Source organism: Lysobacter sp. H21R4 (genome assembly GCF_015277535.1).
GTDB classification, from domain to species: domain Bacteria; phylum Pseudomonadota; class Gammaproteobacteria; order Xanthomonadales; family Xanthomonadaceae; genus Novilysobacter; species Novilysobacter ciconiae.
In genome coordinates this window covers 1,616,152-1,631,633 of sequence record NZ_CP063772.1, presented here as the reverse complement: position 1 = coordinate 1,631,633, position 15,482 = coordinate 1,616,152, and the positions used below count along the sequence as shown (strand labels likewise).

The following is a 15,482-nucleotide window of genomic DNA, read 5'->3' as shown; positions in this document are numbered from 1 at the left end:
CACCGCATGCGTCTGCTGCACACCTCCGATCTCCATCTTGGCCAGAACTTTCTCGGCCAATCGCGCGAAGCCGAGCATGCGGCGTTCCTGGACTGGCTGGTCGTGCAGGTGCAGGAGCACCGGGTGGATGCAGTGCTGGTGGCCGGCGACGTGTTCGATACCGGCACCCCGCCCAGCTACGCGCGCGAGCAGTACAACCGCTTCATTGTCGGCATCCGCGACGCGGGTGCGCGCCTGATCGTTCTGGGCGGCAACCACGACTCACCGGCCATGCTGGCGGAATCGCGCGGGCTGCTGGCGCGGCTGGACACGCTGGTGGTGCCCACGCTGATGCAGTCGCCGGAGGAGCACGTCTACCGGATCCCCGGCCGCGACGGCGCGCCGGGGATGATCCTGTGCGCGGTGCCGTTTATCCGCTCGCGCGACGTATCGCGAAGCGAGGCCGGGCAGAGCGCCGAGGACAAGCGGGGCGCGATGATGGCGGGCATCGCCTCCCACTACGCGCGCATCCACGAGGCCGCCGTCGCGATGCGCGAGGCCGCCGGCGAGCCTCTGCCGATCGTCGCCAGCGGCCACCTGACCACCGTGGGCGCCAGCACCAGCGACTCGGTGCGCGAGATCTATGTCGGCTCGCTCAACGCCTTTCCCACCAGTGCGTTTCCGCCGGCTGCCTACATCGCGCTGGGGCATATCCACCAGCCGCAGAAGGTCGGCGGGCTCGACCATATCCGCTACAGCGGCTCGCCGATTCCGCTCAGCTTTGACGAGATCGGCCAGGCCAAGCAGGTGCTGTTGGTCGAGCTGCGGGGCGAGCAGTTGCATGAGGTCACACCGTTGCCCGTGCCGCGCTTCCGCGTGCTGGGGCGGGTGGCGGGCACGCTCGCCAACCTACCGCCGCAACTGGCCGCTATCGCCGGCGAGGTGCCGGACGGCGGGCTCGGCTGGGTCGAGGTCATGGTCGAGGTGGATGACTACCTGCCGGACCTGCAGAACCGGGTCGCCGAGTTGGTCGAAGCGCTCCCGCTGGAGGTGCTGCGCATCCGCCGCAAGCGCAGCCTCGCCGGCGCAGTGATCGAGGCCGCCGACGGCCAGCACCTGGACGAGCTGCAGCCGCGTGAGGTGTTCGCCCAGCGCCTGGCCCAGGAGGAGAACCTGACCGACGCGCGCGTTGAACGGCTGCACGCGTGTTTCGATCAGGTGCTGGCCGACATCAAAGGCGGGGAGCCGGCATGAAGATCCTTTCGCTGCGTCTGAAAAACCTCAACTCGCTCAAGGGCGAGACCTCGATCGACTTCACTGCCCCCGCGTTTGCAGACGGGCTGTTCGCGATCACCGGGCCTACCGGCGCCGGCAAGACCACGTTGCTGGACGCGATCTGTCTGGCGCTGTTCCACCGCACCCCGCGCATGGCCACGATCTCGGCCTCGCAGAATCCGCTGATGACCGAGCACACCGCCGACTGCTTGGCCGAGGTGGAGTTCGAGAGCCGTGGCCAGCGCTACCGGGCGTTCTGGTCGCAGCGGCGCGCGCATGGCAAGGCGGGCGGCAAGCTGCAGGCGCCGCAGGTCGAGCTGGCGCTGGCCGACGGCAGCATCATCACCACATCGATCAAGGAGAAGCTGGACGAAACCGAGGCCCGCACCGGACTGGATTTCGACCGCTTCACCCGCTCGGTGCTGCTCGCGCAGGGCGAGTTCGCGAGCTTCCTGCACAGCAAGGACAATGAGCGCGCCGAGCTGTTGGAACAATTGACTGGCACGGATATCTACAGCGAAATCTCGCAGCGGGTGTACGCGCAGACCGATCGGATCAAGCGCGAGGTCGAGCAGTTGCAGGCGACGGCCGGCGGCGTGCAACTGCTGCCAGAGGACGCGCTCGCCGCAATGCAGGAACAGCTGCAGGCCGTGACCGAAGAGGTGGAGTGTCTGGTGGTCGCGCGGCAGCACAGCCGCGAAGCGCTGGCGTGGCGGCAGGACTTGGACAAGGTGCAGGCGCAGCTGCGCGCCGTTGGCGATCAGGAGCGCGCCGCGCAGGAAGCACTGAGCGCCGCCGCCCCGGCGCGAGAGCGCCTGCAGCGGTCCCAGCCTGCGGAGGCGGCGTGGCCGTCCTACACCCAATGGCAGAACGCGACCCAGGGCGTTGCCGACGCAAAGACACACCGCGAGCAGGCGCAGCAACAGCACGCCGAGCAGCTCGGGTTGGAGCGCAATGGCCTGTGGCAATGCCTGCAACTGGCCCGACAGTGCGCGCAGGCCAGCGCGTCGGCGCTGCAAACCGACCAGCAGTGCTTTGACGAATTGCAGGCCACCCAGACGGATTTGAGCGCACACGCGCAGCTGGGCGAGAAGCTGCCCGGCTGGCGCGCCGGATTCGCCCAACTGCATACCGCCAGCCGACAGCGAGCCGAGGCCGCGCAGGCGCTGGCCGACGCGGCCGCCAGGCACGAGCAATCCCAAGCGTTGCTCAGGTCCGCCGAAGAGGAGCGGGCAGGGCTGGCGACGGCCTTGGCTGAGGCCACCGCGCAGGTGGACGCGGACACCGCGCAGTTCGCGACCGCCAGCGCCGGCACCAGCCTGGACGCACTGCGCGAGGCGCGCGACGGCCTGCGCGAGCGATACGCCGCCTTGCGCGACCTGTCGCCGCTGGTCGAACAGCGGCAAACGCTGCGCACGCAGGTCAGTGACGAACAGGCGCGATTGGAAGCGTTGAAGGCCATGCTCGTCAGCGACGCCGAGCAACTGGCAAAGGCGCAGTCGGAACTGGACGGCGCCAAGACCACCCTGCAGGACCGCCAGCGCATCGTCGCGCTGGAGCGCCAGATCATGGACCTGGCCGGTCATCGCGCGGCCGTGGAAGACGGGCAGGCGTGCCCGCTGTGCGGCGCCACCGAGCACCCGGCCATCGACGAGTACCGGCAGCTGGACCCCAGCCAGTCGCAGGCCGATGCCAGCGAGGCCGAGCTGCAGCTGCAGCAGGCCAGCGAGCGTCACCGGCGCAGTGAGGTCCAGTACGCGTCCAGGCAAGCCGACTTGGCCCGTACCGAACACCACCTGCAGGCATTGGGCGCGCAAAACGCCACGCTCGCCGAGGACTGGGCCTCACGCTGCGCCGCCCTGCGGCTGACCCTTGCCGAGGGCGACGAGCAGTCGGCATTGGACGCCGAACTGGCCGCCATCGGTATGCAGGGCAAACAGGCGAGCGAGCAGGTTGCCAAACTGGAGCAATGGCACGCCGCCGTGCTGGCCGCGCAGAAGCAACGGGACGAACAGCAACTGGCGTTGGAGCGTCACGACACCCGGCTCCAGGGCCTGCGCGAATCGTTGGCGCTGGCCGCCGGCCGTGAGCAGGAGCAGCGTGAGCGCCACGATGCCGCCGTCAGCGAAGGCGAGCGCCTGCGCCAGCAGCTGTCCGCCGATCTGCCGGACCGCGAACTGCCCACCGATGCGGAAGCATGGCTGAGCGAGCGCGAGCAGGAGTGGTCGCAATGGCGCCAGCGCGACGCCGAACTGCAGCGTCTGCAACACGCGCTGGTCGAGCACCGCAGCAAAGCAAAACAGGCGGGCGAGCAGGGCGAGCATTGGCAGCAGCGCTGGGATCAAAGCGGCCACGCAGCAACACCTGGTGAGGCGCTCGCACCGGCAGCCGAGCCCACCGCCGCGCTACGCCACGCCGTCGCGGAACTGGAGCAGGTGCAGCAGCAGGTGCAGCGCGCCGCGTCCGCGTTGCATGCGGCCGAGGTGTTGTTGGAGAGCCGTTCGCAGGATCTCGTCCACACCACGAGCCAGCTCGAAGCGGCGCTCCAGCACCACGGATTCGCCAACCACGACGCGCTGTTGGCCGCGCGGCTGCCGCCGGAAGAACGCGAACGGCTGCAGACCCAGCAGGACGCGCTGACCCAGACACTCGCCGACATCCGCAGCCGTGCCACGCAACTGCGCGAGCGCTGCGCCGAACTGCAGGCCACGCCCCGCAGCGAGGCGGATCTGGAGCAACTCATCGCGGACGCGCAGACCAGCGAAGCCGCCGTCGAGCAGGCTCGCGATCAGGCCACGCAGATCCGTACCCAGCTGGCGCTGGATCAGGCCCAGCGCAGCGGCCTGCAGGCGCTGCACACGCAAATCGCCGAGGCCGGCGAGAGGCTGGAGGAATGGCAGCACCTTAACGGCCTGATCGGCTCGGCGCAGGGCGACAGGTTCCGCACCTTCGCCCAGGGGCTGACCTTGGACCAGCTGGTTCGCCTGGCCAACCAGCACCTGCAGCGGCTCGACGGCGGCCGCTACCAGCTGGCCCGCGACGGCAAAGGACTTGCCCTGAGCGTGCTCGACACCTGGCAGGCCGACGCCCAGCGCGACACCCGCACCCTGTCCGGCGGCGAGAGTTTCCTGGTCAGCCTCGCGCTGGCACTGGGCCTGTCGGACCTGGTCAGCCACAAGACCCGGATCGACTCGTTCTTCCTCGACGAAGGCTTCGGCAGCCTCGACCCAGATTCACTCGACGTTGCCCTCGACGCGCTCGACAGCCTCAATGCCCAGGGCAAGCTGATCGGCGTGATCAGCCATGTGGATGCGGTGAAAGAGCGCATCCCGGTGCAGATCCAGGTGCGCAAGACGCGCGGAATGGGGCATAGCGCGGTGGTGTGCCCCTGACATTGAGGCGACCGAACGGGCATGCCCGCGCTGCTACGCTACGGACGCAGATCCATTCCCAAAAGCCGACCTGAATGACACCAGACGAATCCGGCTCCGTGCACAACGAGCAAGCCCCCTCGGCGCTGTCGCCATTGCGTTACCCGGTGTTCCGTGGGGTCTGGGCGGCCAGCACGGTCAGCAACCTTGGCGTGCTCATCCAGTCGGTCGGCGCTTCCTGGCTGATGATCGCGATCGCCCCGTCCGCCGATATGGTCGCGCTGGTGCTGGCGTCGGTCTATTTGCCGATCACGTTGTTCTCATTGGTCGCCGGGGCGGTCGCCGACAATCTCGATCGACGCAAGGTGATGCTTGCCGCGCAGGGCTTCATGCTGATCGTGTCGGCCACGCTGGCAGGGTTCGCATGGAGCGGATGGATCACGCCGTGGCTGCTGCTGATTTTCACTTTTCTGATGGGCTGCGGCAGCGCCTTCAACGGGCCGGCGTGGCAGGCGTCGGTCGGCGACATGGTGCCGCGGGCAGAGTTGCCGGGCGCGGTGGCGCTCAACAGCATGGGTTTCAACATCGCCCGCAGCGCGGGGCCTGCCATCGGCGGGGCCATCGTTGCGGCCGCCGGTGCCGCTGCGGCGTTCGCGGTGAGCGCGGTCAGCAACATCGGGCTGATTGTCGTGCTGCTGCGCTGGCGTCCACCCGCGAACCCGCGGACGCTGCCGCGGGAAACGCTCGGCATCGCCATGGGCGCGGGCGTTCGTTTCGTCGGCGGGTCGCCCGCCATTCGCACGGTTCTGGTGCGCAGCGCGGTGTTCTGCATCGCGGCAAGCGGACTCATGGCGCTGATGCCGCTGCTCGCCAAGGACAGGCTCGGCGGCGGACCGCTCACGTATGGCCTGCTGCTCGGTGCGTTTGGCGTGGGCGCGGTCGCCGGCGCCGTCGGAAACGCGAAGCTGCGCCAGCGGATGTCGACCGGGGCCATCGTGGGCTGGACCAGCGTCGCGTTTGCCGTCGCCGGAGCGATCGCCGCTGTCAGCACGCAACTGCTGGTGACGATGGCCGCGTTGCTTGTGGCCGGAGCCGGGTGGCTGTTGGCGCTCGCCACGTTCAACGTCGCCGTGCAGATGTCGGCGCCACGCTGGGTGGTTGCGCGCGCGCTGTCGATCTACCAGATGGCTGCCTTCGGCGGCCTGGCGAGCGGCAGCTGGCTGTGGGGTGAAGTCGCGGCAGGCACGAGCGTCACCCTGGCACTGCTGGCGGCATCCGTCGTCATGCTCGGCGGCGCGGCGCTCGGACGCTGGTGGCCCGTGGCGCAGACGAAGGAACTCAATCTCGACCTGCTGCACCTGTGGAAAGAGCCGAGCACGGCCGTCCCCGTCGACGGGCGAACGGGTCCGGTCGTGATCACCATCGAATACGCGATTCGTGAGAAGGATCTCGGGGAGTTCATGGGAGCGATGGTCGAACGTCGTCGGGTCCGGCGCCGCGACGGGGCGCGCAACTGGACGCTGCTGCGCGATCTCGCCGACCCCGAGGTATGGATCGAGCGTTACGAGACGCCTACGTGGCTCGACTACGTGCGCCACAACAGTCGCATGACCCACCACGACGCGGCCATATCCGAGCGTATCCGAGCCCTCCACTGCGGTGGCGACGGGCCTGTCGTGCGACGCATGATCGAACGGCAGTGTGCCCCGATTGCCCCCAGACCAGCGCGCGAGCGGCTGATTGATCCCACACGGGTGCCATAGGCCACAAGACCCGCCGCGAGTCGTTCTTCCTTGACGAGGGCTTCGGCAACCTCGACCCGGATTCACTCGACGTCGCCCTGTGGTGTCCGGTTTCTTCCGGCGAACGCCGGAACACCCGCGTTAATCATACTTAATCGGCTAAGATCCACTCTACTATGGGGGAGCGGCAGAATGACGGATCGCTGGCTGAGCGTAGAAGACATCGCTGAACACCTTGGCGTTAGCAAAGACACTGTGTACGCGTGGATCGCCCGCCGGCAAATGCCCGCTCACAAGGTCGGTCGGCTGTGGAAATTCCAGCGTGCCGAGGTGGACGCTTGGGTTAAAGCAGGCGGTGCCAATGATGAAGCGGGCTCTCATGAGTCCTGAGCGCTACCGCCTCTCCTTTACGACCGGCGGTCTGTTCCTGCGCGAGGCACCATTGGTCGCGTCGCGGTACCTCAAGCTCAACGACTGGGTGCAAACCCGGGCACAGGTACGGGCTGAGAACTTGTTGCAGGTCCGCACGGCGGCTGCCGCGCTGCGGATTAGCAAGGAGCTGGTCTCGCGCCTCGAATGTCTCGATAGCGCCGAGCTGGAGCTCCTCATTGAGGGAAGCCAGCACGAGCATATGCAAATCCTTTGGTCGGCGGTATGCCGCCGATATGCCTTCATACGGGACTTCGCAATACAGGTGCTACGCGAGTATTACTTGATCCGGCGCCGCCAGCTCAGCTTCAGCGACTACGACGCTTTTTACAACGCCAAAGCGCTGTGGCACACCGAGCTGGAGGCGCTGGCGCCTTCCACCCAGAGCAAGCTTCGACAGAACCTGTTCCGCATGCTGCACGAAGCAGAATTGTTGTCGGAATGCGGGCAAATACAACCCGCCCGCCTCACTCCGAGAACGGCGCAGCTACTAGCTCGGCACGGACGCGATGACTTGCTGGTTTTTCCAGCCATGGAAAGTGAACTTCAGAGGTGGCTTGGATGACCGCGAAAATAAATCACCAACCCTTGGCTGTACGCTTCGAGCATCTGCTCAGCGTTATCAGCAGTCAGCGCTTTTTACAGATGAAAGGGCTGAACAACGACCTGCCGTTTTACATCTGCGAGTTCAGGGCAAACGAGGCCTTCGAAATGCAGCGCGTGCAGCGTCAATTGGCCAATCAACTGGCTGGCATGCGCATCGATTGTCTCCAAGGGCGTGGCGTACGAGCGCTGGAGGTCAACCTCTACGACCTCACCATCGAGCTGCTGAAGAATCGCGAAGGTAGCGACGAAAGCCGCACCCTTTGGGAGGAAATTCTCGAAAATGAGACAGACATGGAAAAGGACGCGCTGTTGGAGCTGTTGCAGAACGTGTTGGACATCAAGACACACCTGATACCAGCCATTGCCGAGCGGCTTGATCAAGCTGACTACGACGTGCTCTTCCTGACCGGTATCGGCGAGGTATTTCCATACATCCGTTCGCACAACGTGCTCAACAACTTGCAGAGCACCGCCAAGTCCAAGCCGACTGTGATGTTCTTCCCGGGGGAATATCGGCATTCGCTGGAACAGGGAGCTTCGTTGGAGCTATTTGGCGTGCTCCACGACGACAAGTACTACCGCGCATTCAACATCTTCGAAGTACAGGGGTAAGTGAGTATGGAACTCAAGGGGATTTTCGCGAGCCCGATCGGTCGCCCGATCGAGGGAGTGATCAAGGCGGACGACGAAACGAGCCTGTACAACGAGCTGAACGAATATGTTTTGACCAACGAGGTCGCCAAGCGTCTGGAGCACTTCCTCGACGCCTACAACAACTACCACAGCGCTAACGGGGCATGGATATCCGGCTTCTTCGGATCCGGTAAATCGCACCTGTTGAAGATGCTCGCTCTGCTGCTGGAGAACCGCCAGGTCGACGGTCAGAACGCACTGGATATCTTTCTGCCAAAGATTCGCGAAGATGACGAGATTCTGCGTGCACAGTTGAAGATGGCCGTGGCCATTCCTTCGCGCAGCATCCTGTTCAATATCGACCAGAAGGCCGACATCATCAGCAAGAGTGAGGTCGATGCGCTCCTCTCGGTCTTCGTCAAGGTCTTCAACGAGATGTGCGGGTACTACGGCAAGCAGGGCTATATTGCGCAGTTCGAACGTGATCTTGATTCGCGTGACCAACTCGCGACATTCAAGTCCGCCTATGAAAAACAGGCCAATAAGCCGTGGGAACGCGGACGCGAACAGGCGGTGCTGGAGTCGGGCAACATCGCCCGCGCCTACGCTGAGATCACTGGCGAAGAGCCAGCGCTGACGAAGGGCATCCTGGACAAATACCGCAGCCAGTACAGCGTGTCCATCGAGGACTTTGGCAATCAGGTCAAGGCGTGGCTGGACAAGCATCCGGCCAACTTCCGCTTGAACTTCTTCGTGGACGAGGTCGGACAGTACATCGCCGACAATCCCAAGCTCATGACCAATCTGCAAACCGTGGCGGAGAGTCTGGCCACCAAATGCGAGGGACGCGCCTGGATCATTGTCACCGCCCAGGAGGACATGAACTCGGTACTCGGTGACCTGAGCAAGCAGCAAAGTAACGACTTCAGCAAGATCCAGGACCGCTTTGCGAACCGGCTCAAGCTGACCAGCGCCGACGTGGCCGAGGTCATCCAGAAGCGCTTGCTGACCAAGAACGAGGGGGGCGCGGATCTGCTCAAGGTCGTCTACGACCAGCAGTTCAACAACTTCAAGACGCTATTCGAATTCGCCGACGGTGCGCAGCACTACCAGAACTTCCGCGACTTGGAACATTTCACCTACTGCTACCCATTTGTGCCCTACCAGTTTCCGCTGTTCCAGGCAGCCATTCGCGGCATCTCGCTGCACAACGGATTCGAGGGTAAGGCCAATTCGGTCGGTGAGCGCTCGATGCTGGGCGTCTTCCGCGACGTCGCCATCGCCATCCAGGCCCATCCAGTTGGCCAGCTAGCGACCTTCGACCGCATGTTCGAAGGCATCCGCGGCGCGCTGAAGTCGGCCATCCAGGGCGCCATCAACAACGCCGAACGGCACCTGGGCGACGACTACGCCGTGCGCGTGCTTAAGTCCCTGTTTCTCGTCAAGTACGTCAAGGAGTTCAAGGCCACGCCGCGCAATCTCGGCGTCCTGATGCTGGAGCGCTTCGGTGAAGACCTGCCCGCCCAGCACAAGCGGCTGCAGGCAGCGTTGGACAAACTGGAGCAGCAAACCTACATCCAGCGCACTGGCGATCTCTACGAATACCTGACCGACGAGGAAAAGGACATCGAGGAGGAGATCAAGAACACCGAGGTCGAATCCGGCGACATCATCAAGGAGCTGGAAACCCTGCTGTTCGACGGTGTTATCAAGCAGCGCAAGATCCGTTATGACAACGGTCAGGACTACGCCTACACCCGCAAAATGGATGACCGTGCATACAGCCGCGAAGCGGAGCTGGCCATCCACATAGTCACGCCGCTAAGCGACAACTTCGACAACCTGCAGGTGCAGCGCATGCAGAGCATGGGCCGCGACGAGTTGCGCGTGGTGCTGCCGGCCGACGCCCGCTTCATGCAGGACCTGACCCTGCACCGGCGCACCGAAAAATACATCCGCCTCAACAGCAGCACCCAGCAAGAGGCGGTCAAACGCATTCTCGATGCCAAGGGCTTTCAGAACACCGAGCGCCTGGCCGAGCTGCAGGATCGCGCGCGCGAACTGCTCGGCCGCGCACAGCTGATCATCAACGCCGCCGACGTGGACGTATCCAGCGCGGATGGCCAGACCCGGGTGATCAAGGGCTTCCACCAACTGATAGAGATCACCTACCCGAATTTGCGAATGCTGCGCGAGCACTCCTATAGCGAGGCCGATATTGGGAAATATCTGCGACAGTCTGGCGACGGTCTTCTGGGCAATAACGCCACCAGCCTGAGCGAACCGGAGCAGGAGCTGCTGGCGATGATCAGCAGCAATGCCCGCGCTGGCGTCCGCACCACCGTAAAGGGGCTGCTGGAGCGCTTCGAGAAGAAGAACTATGGCTGGTACTACGCAGCCATCCTGTGCAACCTGGCCCTGCTTTGCGCGCGCGGTAAAGTCGAGATACGGCAGGACAGCAACGCACTTGAAGGTGACCCGCTTGAACGTGCCCTGCGCAACACCAGCACCCACGCCAGTCTGGTACTGGAGCCGCAGGTGGAATTCACTGCGTCGCAGGTGCGCCACCTCAAGGAGTTCTTTACCGATTTCTTCGATCGCCCGGCCAGCAGCAATGAGCCGCGAGCACTGGCGCGTGAAACGATTGACGCGATCAAGGGCCTGACGGTCGAGCTCGCCGAGCTGCACGGCCAAAAGGCGAACTATCCGTTTCTTGGTGTACTGGGCGGCGTACTGGCCACGCTCAAGGAAATCGCCGCCAAGGACCCCAACTGGTTTCTTACCGATCTGTCCCGCGCTGAAGAGGCGCTGCTCGACACCCGCGAAGAGGTGATCGAACCGCTACGCCGGTTCATGGGCGGTCCGCAAAAGGCCATCTATGACCAGGCCCGGCAACTGCTTCAGGATCAAGAGGACAATCTGGAGTACGTCGGCGCCGGTGAAGTCTATGCGATCCGGGCTGTACTGCAGAACGACAAGCCTTGGCAAGGTAACGGTTTGCAGCAAATCCGACCGCAACTGGACACGCTGCAGCAAGAGATCAATCGGCTTCTCGAACAGGAAAAAGACACCGCTGCGGCGCGGCTGGAAGATCTTCAGCACCGGCTGCAGGCCGCCGACGAGTTCACCAAAGTGGAAGCCGCACAAAAGGATTCGCTGATCCAGGCGTTCACCGAAGCGCGTCAATCACTGCAAGGTCAAAAGCGTATCGCCATGATCCGCGACCAGCTGCGCCGGTTCGAGGACGACCGCTATCCGGCACTCCTGATGCAAATGAATGCGGCCGCGCAGCGCCAACCGATTGCACCCCCGGCGCCCGCTGGGGATGGGGGCGAACGTCCACCTGTCGCGTCAAACAGCACGACGACATCGACTGACACAAGCCATCCGCCAGTTGCAGGCGACGCCGTATCAGCCAATGTCATCGCGGCACGTGCCATTCCGGTGGGGTATGCGAAACCGTGGCTATCCACCGAAACCGAGCTGGACGAGTACCTGCAACAGCAGCGTGCCGCGTGGCTAAAGGAAATCCTTGCTGGCAATCGCGTACAGATCTGAAGGAGCTCACGATGACCACGGATAGTGTTCAGAAGATATTGGCAGCCAGTAGCGTCGCCGAATGTTTCGCATCAACTGGTTACAGCCCGGATGATCATTTTCCCGGCGTCACAAAAATGGTCGCGAACGTCAAGCGGCCCGACAACGAGAACGATTGATGGATACCAGCAAACTCAAGAAATTCGCCCAGCACGCGCGTCGCCAACTGCGCGAGCAAGTCGGCGCACGCATGAATCTGGTGCTGGACGTCGGCAGCGCAGCACGGCGCGAGAATCTCCCAGCGGTCAAGGAACTGGAAAAGCAGCTCAAGGCCAGCAGCCACGATCAAGTGCTGGAAAAGGTCGCCTACACCTGGTTCAACCGTTTCTGCGCACTGCGCTTCATGGACCTCAATGGCTATACCCGTATTCGCGTGGTGTCGCCCGCCGATGAGGGCCAGTTTCAGCCAGAGATTTTGGCCGAGGCCAAGGCCGGGCACATCGACCCCGAGCGCGTGCCCGAAGCCATCCGCCAGCGCGTGCAGGCCTTGCTTGGCGGCCAGGCCACCAGCCACGACCCGCAGCAAGAGGCCTACCGCCTGCTGGTCGTGGCTGAGTGCAACCGCTTCCACCACGCCATGCCCTATCTGTTCGAGCGCATCGCCGACTACACCGAGCTGTTGATGCCGGACGACCTGCTGTCCGGCAACGCGATTCTGGCTTACACCCGGGAGGCGATGACGCCCGATGCGTGTAAGGACGTGGAAGTCATCGGCTGGCTGTACCAGTTTTACATCTCCGAGAAGAAGGACCAGGTCTTCGACGGTCTGAAGAAGAACCAGAAGATCACCCCGGAGAACATCCCCGCCGCCACCCAGCTGTTCACCCCGCACTGGATCGTGCGCTACCTGGTCGACAACTCGCTGGGCCGGCTGTGGATGCTCAACCATCCCGACTCGAAGCTGATCGAGAAGATGGCGTACTACATCAAGCCGGAGCAGCCGGAGACCGACTATCTAAGAATCGCAAAGCCCGAAGACATCAAGATCTGCGACCCGGCCTGCGGCTCCGGCCACATGCTTACCTATGCCTTCGACCTGCTCCACGCAATCTACGAAGAATCCGGCGCTGATGCCAGCGAGATCCCCGAGAAGATTCTCACCCACAACTTGTACGGTATCGAACTCGATGAACGCGCCGGCGAACTGGCAGCCTTTGCGCTGACCATGAAAGCACGCGCCAAACAGCGCCGCTTCTTCAGCAAGGCGATCAAGCCGAACATCTGCGTGCTGGAAAACGTCAGCTTCGAGACGCAGGAGCTTAACGATTACATCGCCGAAGTCGGTCGCGATCTTTTTACCCTCAGCCTGCGTGAAACTCTGATTCAGTTCGTGGAGGCCGACAACTTCGGTTCGCTGATCCGGCCTGCGCTTATCAACACGCAGGATGTGCTGCCGCTGCTGGAAGCGAAGAAGATCGACGGCAATCTTTTCCTTGCCAACACGCACGACAAGGTGTTGACGGTGTTGCGCATGGCTGACTACCTGAGCCCGCGTTATCAGGTGGTGGTGGCCAATCCGCCGTATATGGGCAGCAAAGGCATGAACGGGCGACTGGCGGCATGGGCGAAGGAAAACTACCCCAACAGCAAGTCCGATCTGTTTGCCATGTTCATCGAGCGCAATCTTGATCTAACGGTACCGGCGGGCGCGGTCGCAATGATCACAATGCAGAGCTGGATGTTCCTCTCATCATTCGAGGCGCTGCGCAACCGCATTCTTGGGCAGCACACCATCATCTCCATGGCCCATCTGGGTGCACGCGCGTTCGACAGCATCGGCGGCGAGGTGGTCTCAACCACTGCCTTTGTGCTGGAGAACCGGCATCGACCGGACTATCGGGGTGCATACGTGCGACTGGTGGACGGCAACTCCGAGGCGGAGAAGGCGGCGATGCTAGAGGAGGCCATTTCGTGATCACCCGCCTGAAGCTCACCAACTTCACCAGCTTTGGCGAATTCGAGATCGACTTTTCGCCCAAGATCAACGTGATCATCGGTGAAAATGGATCCGGCAAGACGCAACTGCTCAAGGCTGCCTATGGTCTTTGTGCCGGCGCGCTGACATACAAGCGCTTGCCCGACGCTACGAGAAAAGAGTTAGCGGTCGAGCTGACCGAAAAATTAGTCCGCTTGTTCATGCCGTTGGATGAAGGTCTGGGCAGGTTGCGTCGTAATAGCGCTTCAAGCCCCGCCGAACTACATGCCCACTTCGCATCCGGTGCCGAAATTTCGTGTTCATTCGGCGTGAGATCAAAGATTATGAAGGTCAAGGAGGACGCCCTGTATAGGAAGGAACATGGCGGAGCCGTCTTCGTCCCGACTAAGGAAGTCCTTTCACTGGTGAAGGGGATAATGGACCCAACCCATGACCAGCGCACGGTCGAGCTGATCTTCGACGCGGGTTACGTGGATCTTGCGCAAGCACTCATGCGGGAGGGCACGGATGATCCGACAGCTAGGCTCAACCAAGATCCGCGCTTTGCAACCATTGTCCCCAGGCTGATTAACTTGATCGGCGGCAGATATCGACTGGAAAACGGTGGGTTCTGCTTTCAAGCGGGTGAGTACATCGATAAAGCTCCGCCAGAGGGTACATCCAGCCAGGCCGGGCAAGCCTACAAGGACACCACCTTGCAGTTTCTGCCCGCTAAGGCTCAGTCTCTGTCGAGCGGCATGACCGCTGAAGGATTCAGGAAAATCGGTATCTTACATCGCCTATTGAGCAATGGAACACTGGACCCTGGCCACAGCGGTCCACTGCTGTGGGACGAGCCAGAGTCTAACCTCAACCCACTACTGATGAAGCAAGTGGTGGAGATCTTATTCGAGCTCTCGCGGAACGGTCAGCAGGTAATCTTGGCTACGCATGATTACGTGCTGCTTAAATGGTTCGACCTCCTAATGGACAAAGGTCAGGGTGACCATGTGCGCTTCCATGGACTCTATCGAGATTCTGGTCATGACGGAATCATGGTGCGCAGTGTGGATGATTACAACCTAGTCGGACGGTCTGCCATTTCGGACGTCTTTGCCGAGCTGTATGACGAAGATGTAAAGCGTGCTTTGGGAGGAGTGGAGTGATGCATTACAGGGCTGAGGAGAACGCCGAGCTGATTTTCTCATTTCCGGATGATCTAAAATGGGACGAACTCGATAAGCAGGGCGTCCGTCTGCCGATGAAGATGAAGTTTGTAGACCTTGTGATTGAGCGGGAGGAGGACGTCCTCTTGATTGAGATTAAAGATCCATCCTGTTCCAGAAGCCCAGAAAAAGAACGTAATAGCTACTTGAAACGACTGTCTGACAACTCTGTCTTGACGCAAGAACTGACGCCTAAGGTACGAGATTCGTACCTTTTTATGCATCTCATGGAGCGAGATGGAAAACCTTTCAAGTACATTGTTCTAATAGGGCTCGATGCATTCGACTCAGAAATGCAGAAGGCGATCCTCTTTGGATTTAAAGATCGTTTGATGGCGGATATTCGCTGTGAAACAGTAGACCCCTGGAAACGTAGGCATATTGATGATTGTGCTGTGCTCTCGGTGGAGAGTTGGAATGAAACGTTTCCGGACTGGCAGATCCAACGCTTAGCGCATTCTGAAACGGTAGCGCGATGAAGGGCGTCAACGTTGAGTCCGCCGCGCTGGATGTCCAGGCCTACATCATCCAGTGCAATGATTGTCAATACGGCGACAGCCGTAGTCGTGCACCCAGCAAGGAGAGTTGGCGGCGGGACTTGCCCCGTGTGAACGGCGGCATCAACGTTCAGGCCTCTCGACGGTTCCAGTCAAGCCATCGGTCGCCGGATGGACCGTTCAAGCCGCTGCCGGATGGGTTTGTGATCCAT

At 62.2% G+C, this 15,482-nt stretch carries 11 protein-coding genes; all 11 read left to right on the top strand.

Annotated features, from left to right (window positions below; all coding sequences use genetic code 11):
- Positions 1-6 precede the first annotated feature (6 nt).
- The 11 genes from sbcD (at position 7) to INQ40_RS07365 (ending at position 15,252) form a co-directional block, all read left to right on the top strand.
- Positions 7-1,233: an exonuclease subunit SbcD gene (gene sbcD / locus INQ40_RS07415; protein ID WP_194339892.1), complete on the top strand. Its 1,227-nt coding sequence runs from the start codon at positions 7-9 to the stop codon at positions 1,231-1,233.
- Complete coding sequence (locus INQ40_RS07410; protein WP_194339890.1) at positions 1,230-4,646, top strand: AAA family ATPase; 3,417 nt, start codon at positions 1,230-1,232, stop codon at positions 4,644-4,646. Before sbcD ends, INQ40_RS07410 begins: the two co-directional genes overlap by 4 nt.
- 98 nt (positions 4,647-4,744) lie before the next feature.
- Complete coding sequence (locus INQ40_RS07405) at positions 4,745-6,388, top strand: MFS transporter (RefSeq protein WP_228481954.1); 1,644 nt, start codon at positions 4,745-4,747, stop codon at positions 6,386-6,388.
- Between the two features lie 171 nt (positions 6,389-6,559).
- Complete coding sequence (locus INQ40_RS07400; protein WP_194339887.1) at positions 6,560-6,757, top strand: helix-turn-helix domain-containing protein; 198 nt, start codon at positions 6,560-6,562, stop codon at positions 6,755-6,757.
- Positions 6,747-7,361: a DUF1819 family protein gene (locus tag INQ40_RS07395; protein WP_194339886.1), complete on the top strand. Its 615-nt coding sequence runs from the start codon at positions 6,747-6,749 to the stop codon at positions 7,359-7,361. Before INQ40_RS07400 ends, INQ40_RS07395 begins: the two co-directional genes overlap by 11 nt.
- The gene (locus tag INQ40_RS07390) at positions 7,358-8,014 is read left to right on the top strand and encodes a DUF1788 domain-containing protein (protein ID WP_194339885.1); all 657 of its coding nucleotides are present in this window, start codon (positions 7,358-7,360) and stop codon (positions 8,012-8,014) included. Before INQ40_RS07395 ends, INQ40_RS07390 begins: the two co-directional genes overlap by 4 nt.
- 6 nt (positions 8,015-8,020) lie before the next feature.
- On the top strand, positions 8,021-11,593 hold the full coding sequence (gene brxC, locus INQ40_RS07385) for a BREX system P-loop protein BrxC (RefSeq protein WP_194339884.1): 3,573 nt from the start codon (positions 8,021-8,023) through the stop codon (positions 11,591-11,593).
- A gap of 11 nt (positions 11,594-11,604) precedes the next feature.
- A complete protein-coding gene (locus INQ40_RS07380; RefSeq protein WP_194339883.1) occupies positions 11,605-11,751 on the top strand; it encodes a hypothetical protein in 147 nt (48 codons plus the stop codon).
- A complete protein-coding gene (gene pglX, locus INQ40_RS07375) occupies positions 11,751-13,547 on the top strand; it encodes a BREX-1 system adenine-specific DNA-methyltransferase PglX (RefSeq protein WP_194339882.1) in 1,797 nt (598 codons plus the stop codon). Before INQ40_RS07380 ends, pglX begins: the two co-directional genes overlap by 1 nt.
- Positions 13,544-14,713 carry an ATP-binding protein gene (locus INQ40_RS07370; protein WP_194339881.1) on the top strand — a complete coding sequence of 390 codons (1,170 nt, stop codon included), beginning with the start codon at positions 13,544-13,546 and terminating at the stop codon, positions 14,711-14,713. The genes pglX and INQ40_RS07370 overlap by 4 nt, the downstream gene beginning before the upstream one ends.
- Entirely contained in the window at positions 14,713-15,252 is a 540-nt protein-coding gene (locus tag INQ40_RS07365) for a hypothetical protein (protein ID WP_228481953.1), read from the top strand. The genes INQ40_RS07370 and INQ40_RS07365 overlap by 1 nt, the downstream gene beginning before the upstream one ends.
- Positions 15,253-15,482 lie beyond the last annotated feature (230 nt).